10 protein-coding genes are annotated in these 12,770 nt (G+C 59.1%); 9 read left to right on the top strand and 1 reads right to left on the bottom strand.

The genetic code is table 11. The features are described from left to right. Positions 1 to 57: 57 nt before the first annotated feature. Positions 58 to 1,314, bottom strand: a complete 1,257-nt coding sequence (gene icd / locus FHW68_RS05560) for an NADP-dependent isocitrate dehydrogenase (RefSeq protein WP_007905029.1) — start codon at positions 1,312 to 1,314, stop codon at positions 58 to 60. A gap of 492 nt (positions 1,315 to 1,806) precedes the next feature. On the opposite strand from icd, the gene FHW68_RS05555 reads away from it, so the two are divergent. The 9 genes from FHW68_RS05555 (at position 1,807) to aceA (ending at position 12,466) form a co-directional block, all read left to right on the top strand. After that, entirely contained in the window at positions 1,807 to 4,032 is a 2,226-nt protein-coding gene (locus tag FHW68_RS05555) for an NADP-dependent isocitrate dehydrogenase (protein WP_095631544.1), read from the top strand. A gap of 167 nt (positions 4,033 to 4,199) precedes the next feature. Continuing rightward, complete coding sequence (locus FHW68_RS05550; RefSeq protein ID WP_095631545.1) at positions 4,200 to 4,646, top strand: NUDIX hydrolase; 447 nt, start codon at positions 4,200 to 4,202, stop codon at positions 4,644 to 4,646. 59 nt (positions 4,647 to 4,705) lie between these two features. Further along, positions 4,706 to 5,839, top strand: coding sequence for a tRNA 2-thiouridine(34) synthase MnmA (gene mnmA, locus FHW68_RS05545; RefSeq protein WP_095631546.1), 1,134 nt, complete (start codon positions 4,706 to 4,708; stop codon positions 5,837 to 5,839). After that, entirely contained in the window at positions 5,836 to 6,459 is a 624-nt protein-coding gene (hflD, locus tag FHW68_RS05540) for a high frequency lysogenization protein HflD (protein WP_007905037.1), read from the top strand. Before mnmA ends, hflD begins: the two co-directional genes overlap by 4 nt. A gap of 127 nt (positions 6,460 to 6,586) precedes the next feature. Further along, positions 6,587 to 7,957 carry an adenylosuccinate lyase gene (purB, locus tag FHW68_RS05535; protein ID WP_183679228.1) on the top strand — a complete coding sequence of 457 codons (1,371 nt, stop codon included), beginning with the start codon at positions 6,587 to 6,589 and terminating at the stop codon, positions 7,955 to 7,957. An 86-nt stretch (positions 7,958 to 8,043) separates the two neighbouring features. After that, positions 8,044 to 9,213, top strand: a complete 1,170-nt coding sequence (locus FHW68_RS05530; RefSeq protein WP_183679226.1) for a cupin domain-containing protein — start codon at positions 8,044 to 8,046, stop codon at positions 9,211 to 9,213. Then, the gene (locus FHW68_RS05525; RefSeq protein WP_095631549.1) at positions 9,206 to 9,631 is read left to right on the top strand and encodes a GNAT family N-acetyltransferase; all 426 of its coding nucleotides are present in this window, start codon (positions 9,206 to 9,208) and stop codon (positions 9,629 to 9,631) included. Before FHW68_RS05530 ends, FHW68_RS05525 begins: the two co-directional genes overlap by 8 nt. Before the next feature lie 236 nt (positions 9,632 to 9,867). Continuing rightward, positions 9,868 to 10,629, top strand: coding sequence for a secretin N-terminal domain-containing protein (locus FHW68_RS05520; protein ID WP_183679224.1), 762 nt, complete (start codon positions 9,868 to 9,870; stop codon positions 10,627 to 10,629). A 511-nt stretch (positions 10,630 to 11,140) separates the two neighbouring features. Further along, a complete protein-coding gene (gene aceA, locus FHW68_RS05515; protein WP_095631551.1) occupies positions 11,141 to 12,466 on the top strand; it encodes an isocitrate lyase in 1,326 nt (441 codons plus the stop codon). The last annotated feature ends 304 nt before the right edge of the window (positions 12,467 to 12,770 follow it).

The raw sequence follows: 12,770 nt of genomic DNA, 5'->3' as shown, positions 1-12,770 counted from the left end.
GTGATAAAAAACCGCCCGAAGGCGGTTTTTTTGTGCTGATTCACTTATATGTGCGGCTCACATATGCGAAATCAGCGCATCACCAAACGCGGAAGAGGACAGCAGTTTCGCGCCTTCCATCAGTCGTTCGAAGTCATAGGTCACGGTTTTCGCAGAAATCGCGCCGTTGGTGCCTTTGATGATCAGGTCAGCCGCTTCGGTCCAGCCCATGTGACGCAGCATCATCTCGGCGGACAGGATCAACGAACCCGGGTTGACCTGGTCTTTGCCGGCGTACTTCGGCGCGGTCCCGTGGGTCGCTTCGAACATGGCCACGGTGTCGGACAGGTTGGCACCCGGCGCGATACCGATACCACCCACTTCGGCCGCCAGGGCGTCGGAGAGGTAGTCGCCGTTGAGGTTCAGGGTCGCGATGACATCGTACTCGGCCGGGCGCAGCAGGATCTGCTGGAGCATGGCGTCGGCGATGGCGTCCTTGACGATGACGTTCTTGCCGGTTTTCGGGTTCTTGAACTGCATCCACGGACCGCCGTCGAGCAGGGTCGCGCCGAACTCTTCAGCAGCCACTTCGTAGGCCCATTCCTTGAAGGCACCTTCGGTGAACTTCATGATGTTGCCTTTGTGCACGATGGTCAGCGAGTCGCGGTCGTTGTCGACCACATACTGCAGGGCCTTGCGCGCCAGGCGCTTGGTGCCTTCCAGGGAAACCGGCTTGACGCCGATACCGCAGTTTTCGTCGAAACGGATCTTGGTGACGCCCATTTCTTCTTTAAGGAACTTGATGACCTTGGTCGCTTCCGGCGAACCGGCCTTCCATTCGATACCGGCATAAATGTCTTCCGAGTTTTCGCGGAAGATGGTCATGTCGACATCGCCTGGCTTCTTGACCGGGCTCGGCACGCCTTCGAACCAGCGCACCGGGCGCAGGCACACATACAGGTCGAGTTGCTGACGCAGGGCCACGTTCAGGGAACGGATGCCGCCACCGACCGGGGTGGTCAAAGGGCCCTTGATGGAAACCACGTAATCCTTGACCGCGTCCAGGGTTTCCTGAGGCAGCCAGGTGTCCTGATCGTAAACCTGAGTCGCTTTCTCCCCGGCGTAGACTTCCATCCAGGAAATTTTGCGCTCGCCGCCGTAAGCTTTCTTAACAGCAGCATCGACAACCTTGATCATGACCGGGCTGATATCAACGCCAATACCATCGCCTTCGATGAAGGGGATGATCGGGTTGTTAGGAACATTGAGAGAATGGTCTGCGTTGACGGTGATTTTGTCGCCGACGGCTGGAACCTGAATCTTCTTGTATCCCATGCTGTACTCCATTGTTTGGATTGAACATCTGGCTGCGTTTGAGCGTACCCCAGTTAAATCGGCGCGCAAACCCTATGTTCCGCCCATTGGCCGCAAAGCTGCACTGTTCGCGACGTACAAGCCTGAAAGCAAAGGGAAAAGCGCCAAACTCAAGCACGGCGAGCGACTTTACGCGTCGCCGCTCCCTGCGACCTTTAGACCAATGGACGAAAAACGTTGCATATGAACCATCGGCAGATTGCCAGCTACCTATGTATAATGCCGCCGCTGACCACAGAGTCACTACGGCCGACCGCTCTATCACAAGACGTTGGGCCCGAATAAGCCGGATTGTTATCGCAGTCCACCCGCTTGACGCTCGACTGATGCACCCAACATCACCGCGAAGAAACCTCGACATTCGGCTCATGGATGACTTTGAACGAACGCGCTTACCCGGCGCCCCTCGAGTTTCTGCGCACGCTTAGCAAAGAAGAGAGAGTTAATCCGAATATGCCCACCCGCTCGAAGATCATCTATACCTTCACCGACGAAGCCCCAGCCCTCGCCACCTATTCACTGTTGCCTATCGTAGAGGCTTTCACCGCCTCGGCTGATATCGCCGTTGAAACCCGCGATATCTCTCTTGCAGGGCGCATTCTGGCCAGCTTCCCCGAGCAATTGGGTGACAAAGCCGTAGCCGACCACCTCGCCGAACTGGGCGACCTGGCCGTTACACCTGAAGCCAACATCATCAAGCTGCCGAACATCAGCGCTTCGGTTCCGCAACTGCAGGCCGCGATCAAAGAGCTGCAAGCCCAGGGCTTCGCGCTGCCGGACTACCCGGAAACCGTAACCAGCGATGCCGACAAGCTCGCCAAGTCGCGTTACGACAAGATCAAAGGCAGCGCGGTAAACCCGGTTCTGCGCGAAGGCAACTCCGATCGTCGCGCCCCGCTGTCGGTCAAGAACTACGCGCGCAAGCACCCGCACAAAATGGGCGCCTGGACCAAAGACTCCAAGTCCCACGTCGCTCACATGAGCACCGGCGATTTCTACGGCAGCGAAAAAGCTGCCCTGATCGACGCCGCTGACGCGGTCAAAATCGAGCTGATCGCTCAAGACGGCACCACCACCGTCCTGAAAGAAAAAACCACCGTGCAAGCCGGTGAGATCCTCGATTGCGCGGTCATGAGCAAAAACGCTCTGCGCAGCTTCATCGCAGCCGAGATTGAAGACGCCAAAGCCAAAGGCGTGCTGCTGTCGGTTCACCTGAAAGCCACCATGATGAAGGTCTCCGACCCGATCATGTTCGGCCAGATCGTTGCCGAGTTCTATAAAGACGCACTGGCCAAGCACGCTGACGTGCTGGCACAGATCGGCTTCAACCTGAACAACGGCATCGGCGACCTGTACGCCCGTATCAAAACCCTGCCGACCGAGCAGCAAGCGCAGATCGAAGCGGACATCCAGGCGGTCTACGCCGTTCGTCCGTCGTTGGCCATGGTCAACTCCGACAAAGGCATCACCAACCTGCACGTGCCTAGCGACGTCATCGTCGACGCTTCGATGCCGGCCATGATCCGTGACTCCGGCAAAATGTGGGGCACCGACGGTCAGCTGCACGACACCAAGGCTGTGATCCCGGATCGTTGCTACGCCACCATCTACCAGGCGGTGATCGAAGACTGCAAGGCTAACGGCGCCTTCGATCCAACCACCATGGGCAGCGTGCCAAACGTTGGCCTGATGGCGAAGAAAGCCGAAGAGTACGGCTCCCACGACAAGACTTTCCAGATCAAGGCAAACGGCGTGGTTCGGGTTTCCGACAGCGCTGGCCGCACCCTGCTGGAACAATCGGTTGAAGCCGGCGACATCTTCCGCATGTGCCAGACCAAAGACGCACCGATCCAGGACTGGGTCAAACTGGCCGTCAACCGTGCCCGCGCAAGTGCCACTCCAGCGATTTTCTGGCTGGACCCGATGCGCGCCCACGACGGCGTAGTGATCGAGAAAGTTCAGGCTTACCTGAAGGATCACGATACCGCAGGCCTGGACATCCGCATCATGTCGCCTGTCGACGCGATGAAGTTCACCCTGGACCGCACTCGCGAAGGCAAGGACACCATCTCGGTGACCGGCAACGTATTGCGCGACTACCTGACCGACCTGTTCCCGATCATGGAACTGGGCACCAGCGCCAAGATGCTGTCGATCGTTCCACTGATGAACGGCGGTGGCCTGTTCGAAACCGGCGCCGGCGGTTCGGCACCCAAGCACGTTCAACAGCTGCTGGAAGAGAACTTCCTGCGCTGGGATTCCCTGGGTGAGTTCCTGGCCCTGGCTGCGTCCCTCGAGCACTTGGGTGTTACCTACAACAACCCTAAAGCGCTGGTACTGGCCAAGACCCTGGATCAGGCCACCGGCCAGTTCCTGGATAACAACAAGTCGCCATCGCGCAAAGTCGGCAACATCGACAACCGCGGCAGCCACTTCTACCTGGCGCTGTACTGGGCTCAAGCCCTGGCCGCCCAGACCGAAGACACTGCACTGCAAGCGCAGTTCGGCGAACTGGCCAAAACCCTGACCGAGAACGAAGCGACCATCGTTGCCGAGCTCAACGCCGTCCAGGGCAAGCCAGTGGACATCGGCGGTTACTACCACGCCAATGCCGAACTGATCAGCAAGGCCATGCGCCCGAGCGCAACCTTCAACGCCGCGATCGCAGCGCTGGTTTAAGGTTGTAAGGGAACACCACAAACCCCGGCCTCGTGCCGGGGTTTGTGTTTTTAAAAGATCAAAAGATCGCAGCCTTCGGCAGCTCCTACACCGATCCTTGTAGGAGCTGCCGAAGGCTGCGATCTTTTGATCTTCAGTTTGCCGAAGACCGCACAGAGGAAAACCCTATGGATTGGCTACCCCACATCACCGTCGCCACCATCGTCGAGGACAATGGTCGCTTTCTGATGGTCGAAGAGTTCAGGCACGGACGAACGGTACTCAACCAGCCCGCCGGCCATCTGGACCCGGACGAAACCCTGATCGAAGCCGCCGTGCGCGAAACCCTCGAGGAAACCGGCTGGGACATAGAGCCGACGGGCGTGGTAGGCATTTACCTCTACACCGCGCCAAGCAATGGCGTGACTTATCAGCGGGTCTGCTTCACCGCAAAACCGCTCAAACACCACCCGGACTATCAGCTGGACGACGGCATCGTCGGCACAAAATGGCTGACGCGTGACGAACTGCTGCAACAGCGCGCAAACTGGCGCAGTGAGCTGATCATCCGCTGTATCGATGATTATCTGGACGGTAAACACTTCAGCCTCGAGCTGATCCGCCCTTCTCTTTAGCCTTGCAGGCTTGAGCCTGCTAGAATCGCGTCCTTTTTCAAGACACTCATTGAATCCCTATGCGTGATCCAGCCCCTTCTGACACACAAAAGAAGCGCGTCATTGTCGGCATGTCCGGCGGCGTGGACTCTTCCGTTTCCGCTCTCCTGCTGATCGAGCAGGGTTATGAGGTGGAAGGCCTGTTCATGAAGAACTGGGAAGAGGACGATGGAACGGAATACTGCACCGCCATGGATGACCTGGCGGACGCTCAGGCCGTGTGCGACAAGATTGGCATCAAGCTGCACACCGCCAACTTCGCCGCCGAGTACTGGGACAACGTGTTCGAGCATTTCCTGGCCGAGTACAAGGCCGGTCGCACACCGAACCCGGACATCCTTTGCAACCGTGAAATCAAGTTCAAGGCGTTTCTCGACTACGCCATGATGCTCGGCGCCGACCTGATCGCCACCGGCCACTACGTGCGTCGCCGTGACATCGATGGCCGCACCGAATTGCTCAAGGGCCTGGATCCGAACAAGGACCAGAGCTACTTCCTGCACGCCGTCGGCGGCGAACAGATCGCCAAGACCCTGTTCCCGGTCGGCGAGCTGGAAAAACCCGAAGTGCGCGCGATTGCCGAGAAACACAACCTGGCCACTGCGAAGAAAAAGGATTCCACCGGGATCTGCTTTATCGGCGAACGCCGCTTCAGCGACTTTCTCAAGCAATACCTGCCGGCCCAGCCCGGCGAGATCAAGACCACCGAAGGCGAAGTCATCGGCCGTCACCACGGCTTGATGTACCACACCATCGGCCAGCGCCAGGGCCTGGGCATTGGCGGCTTGAAAGACGCCAGTGACGAGCCGTGGTACGTGCTGATCAAGGACCTGGAACACAACGAATTGATCGTTGGCCAGGGCAATGACCATCCGTATCTATTCTCCCGCGCCCTGCTCGCTTCAGACATCTATTGGGTCAACCCGATCGACCTGAGCGAACCGCGCCGCTTGACCGCCAAAGTCCGCTATCGTCAAAGCGACCAGCCCTGCACGCTGGAAAAAACCGCCACCGGCTACCGCGCGACTTTCGACGACCCGCAACGCGCGGTCACCCCGGGGCAATCCGTGGTGTTCTACGACGGTGAAATCTGTCTCGGCGGCGGCGTGATCGAAGTGGCCGAACCCTGGACCAGCAAGGACCAGCGTCCATGAGCCCGACTCAAGAGCAACTGACGGCCCTGGGCGGTGTGTTTCTCGCCGCCGTATTGGTCGACAAGATCGCCAAGACCGGCCAGACAAATGAAGCCGGGCTGACCTGCATGCTCGGCAGCCTGTTGATTCGCGACCCCAAGGACACGCTGGAAGTTTATGGTGGTGACGACATCAATCTGCGTGAAGGTTACCGCGCATTGATTGGCGCTCTGGAACGCGACCCAAGCACCCTTCAGCGCGAACCGCTGCGCTATGCGCTGGCGATGCTCGGCCTGGAGCGTCAGCTGGCCAAGCGCAACGACATGCTGGACGAGATCGGCAAGCGTCTGCCGCAGATTCAGTCCCAGGTCGAGCACTTCGGCCCGGCTCACGAAAACGTGATCGCCGCCTGCGGTGCGTTGTATCAGGACACCCTGAGCACCCTGCGCCAACGGATTCAAGTGCATGGCGACATGCGCAACCTGCAACAACCGAGCAATGCCTCGAAAATTCGTGCGCTGTTGCTGGCCGGCATTCGATCGGCACGCCTGTGGCGGCAGTTGGGCGGTCATCGCTGGCAGTTAGTGATCAGCCGGCGCAAATTGCTTAAAGAGCTTTACCCGCTGATGCGCAGCAGCTGAACCGCGCCCGCAATACCGTTTTGTAGTCAGTAACGCGTAATACGCCGGTCAGTTGGCAACGGACCGGCGGATTTTTTCATGTATGATACGCGCCCCATTTCGTTGCCCGACTGTCCGAGAACACCCCATGCAGCTCTCTTCGCTCACTGCGGTTTCCCCTGTTGACGGCCGCTACGCCGGCAAAACCCAGGCCCTGCGCCCGATTTTCAGCGAATACGGCCTGATCCGTGCTCGCGTTCTGGTTGAAGTGCGCTGGCTCCAGCGCCTGGCCGCTCACCCTGCCATCAGCGAAGTGCCGGCGTTCTCCGCCGAAGCCAACGCGGTGCTGAACACCCTGGCGGAAAACTTCTCCCTGGAGCACGCCGAGCGTGTCAAAGAGATCGAGCGCACCACCAACCACGACGTCAAAGCCATTGAGTACCTGCTCAAAGAGCAAGCGGCCAAGTTGCCGGAACTGGCTGCCGTCAGCGAGTTCATCCACTTTGCCTGCACCAGCGAGGACATCAACAACCTGTCCCACGCCCTGATGCTGCGCGAAGGCCGTGATGATGTAATGCTGCCGCTGATGCGCCAGACTGCCGAAGCCATTCGCGAACTGGCCATCCGTTTCGCTGACGTGCCGATGCTGTCGCGCACCCACGGTCAACCGGCTTCGCCGACCACCCTGGGCAAAGAACTGGCGAACGTGGTTTACCGTCTGGAGCGTCAGATCGCTCAAGTCGCCGCCGTTCCGCTGCTGGGCAAGATCAACGGTGCTGTCGGCAACTACAACGCTCACCTGTCGGCCTACCCTGAGATCGACTGGGAAGCCAACGCCCGCGCCTTCATCGAAGACGAACTGGGCCTGGGCTTCAACCCATACACCACGCAGATCGAACCGCACGACTACATTGCCGAGCTGTTCGACGCGATTGCGCGCTTCAACACCATCCTGATCGACTTCGACCGCGATATCTGGGGTTATATTTCCCTGGGTTATTTCAAACAGCGCACCATCGCCGGCGAAATCGGTTCCTCGACCATGCCGCACAAGGTCAACCCGATCGACTTCGAAAACTCCGAAGGCAACCTCGGTATCGCCAACGCATTGTTCCAGCACCTGGCGAGCAAACTGCCTATCTCCCGCTGGCAGCGCGACCTGACTGACTCCACCGTACTGCGCAACCTCGGCGTCGGCTTCGCCCACAGCGTGATCGCCTACGAAGCCAGCCTCAAAGGCATCGGCAAACTGGAGCTCAACCAGCAGAAGATTGCTGCTGACCTGGACGCCTGCTGGGAAGTGTTGGCCGAGCCGATCCAGACTGTGATGCGCCGCTACAACATCGAAAACCCGTACGAGAAGTTGAAAGAGCTGACTCGCGGCAAGGGCATTAGCCCTGAAGCGCTGCAGACCTTCATCGACGGGCTGGATATGCCTGCGCAAGCCAAGGCCGAGCTGAAACTGCTCACCCCGGCCAACTACATCGGAAACGCTGTAGCGCAAGCCAAACGCATCTGATCGACCGCTTTACCCGTTTGAGACGCCCGGCAGCGCCGGGCGTTTTTATTCCCGTCTGAAAAGTACTTTTTTTCAATAGGTTACACATGAATCCTGACATTCCTCTTCAACTTCTGGGCGGCATCACGGCGCGCGAATTCCTGCGTGACTACTGGCAGAAAAAACCCCTGCTGATCCGTCAGGCGATTCCTGATTTCGAAAGCCCGATCGACGCCGACGAACTGGCCGGCCTGGCGCTGGAAGAAGAAGTCGAATCGCGCCTGGTGATCGAGAACGGCGAGCGTCCTTGGGAATTGCGCCGCGGTCCGTTCGCCGAAGACGAATTCAGCAAACTGCCGGAACGCGACTGGACCCTGCTGGTTCAAGCGGTCGACCAGTTCGTGCCCGAAGTCGCTGAGCTGCTGGAGAACTTCCGCTTCCTGCCGAGCTGGCGCGTCGACGATGTGATGATCAGCTTCGCCGCCCCGGGTGGCAGTGTTGGCCCACACTTCGACAATTACGATGTGTTCCTGCTGCAGGGTCACGGCAAGCGCAACTGGAAAATCGGCCAGATGTGCGATTCCGAGAGCAAGCTGCTGCAACACGCCGACTTGCGCATCCTCGCTGATTTCGACGCCACCGAGGAATGGGTGCTGGAACCGGGCGACATGCTCTACTTGCCGCCGCGTCTGGCTCACTGCGGCGTGGCCGTTGACAATTGCATGACCTACTCGGTCGGTTTCCGCGCACCGAGCGCCGCTGAGGTGCTGACCCACTTCACTGATTTCCTCAGCCAGTTCCTGTCGGATGAAGAGCGCTACACCGACGCCGACGCCCTGCCAGCGGCCGATCCTCATCAGATCCAGCACGACGCCCTTGATCGCCTGAAAAGCTTGCTGGCCGAGCACATGAGCGACGAGCGCCTGCTGCTGACCTGGTTCGGCCAGTTCATGACCGAACCGCGCTACCCGGAACTGGTGGTGGGCCCGGAAGAAGTCGAAGAAGACGACCTGCTCGCCAGCCTTGAGCAAGGCGCGGTGCTGATCCGCAACCCAAGCGCGCGGCTGGCCTGGTCCGAAGTTGATGACGACCTGCTGCTGTTTGCCAGCGGACAAAGCCGTTATCTGCCGGGCAAATTGCGCGAACTGCTGAAGATGATTTGTGCTGCCGATGCGCTACACATCGACAACATCGGCGAGTGGCTGATCGACGAAGACGGTCGCGGCCTGCTGTGCGAGCTGGTCAAGCAAGGCAGCCTGGGGTTTGCTGATGAATAAAATTCACGTACGTGTCGCAGACTGGCAAAAGGACAACGCCGAGATCCGGCGCATTCGTGAGACGGTGTTCATCGCCGAGCAATCCGTTCCGCCTGAGCTGGAATGGGATGCCGATGACGCAACGGCGGTCCACTTTCTGGCCTTTGAAGGTGACTTTCCGATCGGCACCGCTCGGCTGTTGCCAGATGGTCACATTGGCCGGGTGTCGGTACTGAAGGACTGGCGCGGCTTGAAAGTCGGCGATGCGCTGATGCAAGCGGTGATCGGTGAAGCCGAGAAGCGCGGGCTGAAGCAGCAGATGCTGAGCGCGCAAGTGCAGGCCACGGCGTTCTATGAGCGTCTGGGTTTCAGCATGGTCAGTGAGGAATTCCTGGAAGCCGGGATTCCGCATGTGGACATGGTGCGTCACTCCGCCTGAGACCCTGTAACTGATCGTTCCCACGCTCCGCGTGGGAACGCGCCTCTTGGGACGCTCCGCGCCCCCTCGCGGCAGTGACGCAGAGCGTCTCAGGCTGCATTCCCACGCGGAGCGTGGGAACGATCACGCCCCGCCATCCTCCGATGCCGGGGCGTTTTGCTGTCTACGATTCAACTTGCCCCACCGCAGGCCGACAAACTGGCAATATCAAGACTTTGAAGGCGGAGATAACGGATATGTCCCTACGCACCCGGCTCACCATGTTGCTACTGACCTGCAGTTTTTCAGTCATGGCCGCCACCGAGATCGTGCCCCTGAACTATCGCACCAGCGCCGACCTGCTGCCGGTGGCGCAGAATTTCATCGGCAAGGACGGACAGGTCAGCGCCTATGGCAATCAGCTGATTGTCAACGCAGAACAACGCAAGATCGATGAACTTAAGGCCGTGATCAACCAACTCGACGTGGCCGCCAAGCGCCTGCTGATCACCGTCGACACCAACGAAAACAACTTCCAGGGCGATCAGGGTTACTCGGTGAACGGTGCCAGGCCGAGCCAGACGCGCATCATCAATCACAGCACCGACAGCCGTGACGGCGGCATTCAACAGGTTCAGGCCAGCGAAGGCACACCGGCGCTGATCCAGGTTGGCCAGAGTGTGCCGCTCACCAGCACACAGACCGATTCCTATGGCGACCTGCGCAGCGAGACTGAATACCGCAATGTCACCCAAGGCTTCTACGTCACCGCCAGCGTCACCGGTGACATCGTTCATTTGGCAATCAGCACTAACCGTGACCGGATGAGCCAGGAACGTTCCGATGTAGTGAACGTGCAAAGTACCGACACAACCGTCAGCGGTCGCCTGGGCGAGTGGATCACCCTGGCCGGCGTGAATCGCCAGACTCAGGCCGACAAACAAGACCAGACCCGCAGCTACTCGACCCAGGGCCGGGATGACATGACGCTGCGGGTGAAAGTCGATACGTTGGACTAAAGCACCAAAAACTGACTGATTAGTCGTATTAGACCAAAGATGTAGTGCCTGAAAAAAAGCACTACAAAACGTTTGACGAGCCAAAAAAGCAAAGGCATGATGGCCTCGCTCCCGCTAATCAGAGGCCCTGGCAAGGGCTTTCGAGTCGCTGTTCGCACCCTACCCCGCGAGCCGATTCGTGTCTGTACCGCCCACAAGGTGTGTTTGACGAGGTTGCCGACTGGAACGAAGTTGTCCCGAGGGACGGAAGCGTAATAGGTAACCCGGCTCCACACTGAAGTTCGCACCAAGGCCCACGACGCCCGAATGCGCTCGCCAGTTCGCCCTTACCTGCTCACTTCCCCTCGAGCCCATCGTTCATCCCGTCGCCCTCCCCGCCAAACCCCGCCTTGAGCGCCTAAGCTTCTGGTCAGCGAGCAGCCTTTTATTCCCCTTAAAAAGGCGTATTTGGCAGGAGCAGGAATTTTCACCAAGAACGACTTTTATCAAAGACGCGACGAGGTTTATCTCCATGGCACTGACACGCGAACAGCAAATTGCAGCCCTCGAAAAAGATTGGGCTGAAAACCCGCGCTGGAAAGGCGTGACACGCAATTACTCCGCTGCTGACGTCGTCCGTCTGCGTGGCTCGGTTCAACCTGAGCACACCTTTGCAAAAATGGGCGCCGAAAAGCTTTGGAACCTGGTCACCCAGGGTGCCAAGCCGTCCTTCCGTCCTGAGAAAGATTTCGTCAACTGCATGGGCGCCCTGACCGGCGGCCAGGCTGTGCAACAAGTCAAGGCCGGTATCCAGGCGATCTACCTGTCGGGCTGGCAGGTAGCTGCGGACAACAACTCCGCCGAATCGATGTACCCGGATCAGTCGCTGTACCCGGTGGATTCGGTTCCGACCGTGGTCAAGCGCATCAACAACTCGTTCCGTCGTGCCGACCAGATCCAGTGGAAAGCCGGCAAGAACCCGGGCGACGAAGGCTACATCGATTACTTCGCACCGATCGTGGCTGACGCTGAAGCCGGTTTCGGCGGCGTATTGAACGCTTACGAGCTGATGAAGAGCATGATCGAAGCAGGCGCCGCCGGCGTTCACTTCGAAGACCAACTGGCTTCCGTGAAAAAATGCGGTCACATGGGCGGCAAGGTACTGGTTCCTACCCAGGAAGCCGTACAGAAGCTGACCGCTGCTCGTCTGGCCGCTGACGTGGCCGGTACACCGACCATCATCCTGGCCCGTACCGACGCTAACGCAGCCGACTTGCTGACTTCCGATTGCGACCCGTATGACCAGCCATTCGTGACGGGTGAACGCACCCAGGAAGGCTTCTACAAAGTGCGCGCCGGCCTCGACCAGGCCATCGCTCGCGGCCTGGCCTACGCGCCGTTCGCCGACCTGATCTGGTGCGAAACCGCCAAGCCGGATCTGGAAGAAGCACGTCGCTTCGCTGAAGCGATCAAAAAGGAATACCCGGACCAACTGCTGTCGTACAACTGCTCGCCTTCCTTCAACTGGAAGAAAAACCTGGACGACGCGACCATCGCCAAGTTCCAGCGCGAACTGTCCGCCATGGGTTACAAGCACCAGTTCATCACCCTGGCCGGCATTCACAACATGTGGCACAGCATGTTCAACCTGGCGCACGACTACGCCCGCAACGACATGACCGCCTACGTGAAGCTGCAAGAGCAGGAATTCGCTGACGCCGCCAAGGGTTACACCTTCGTGGCTCACCAGCAGGAAGTGGGCACCGGCTACTTCGACGACATGACCACCGTGATCCAGGGTGGCACGTCCTCGGTAACCGCGCTGACCGGTTCGACCGAAGAAGAACAGTTCCACTGATCTGCTTCGCCTGAGACATCAGCCGCTGCGGGCCGAACAGAAAGCTAACCGCAGCGCTGCACATCTGACGCCCCGACTGGTTCGGGGCGTTTTTTTGCCTGCGATTTCCCTCCCCTCTGTAGGAGCGAGGCTTGCCCGCGAAGAACGATGACGCGGTATGCCTGAAAAACCGCAGCGCATTCTTCGCGGGCAAGCCTCGCCCCTACAGACTCAGGCGGACAAAAACATTGATCCAGAGCGGTGTCGCGATCAGAAAAAGAGGGTAAAACGGGGGCGCCCGCTACTTGCAGTAACGCGCATATAA

It is taken from the genome of Pseudomonas sp. Tn43 (assembly GCF_014192635.1).
Lineage (GTDB): Bacteria > Pseudomonadota > Gammaproteobacteria > Pseudomonadales > Pseudomonadaceae > Aquipseudomonas.
This window is presented reverse-complemented; position numbering and strand designations above follow the sequence as displayed.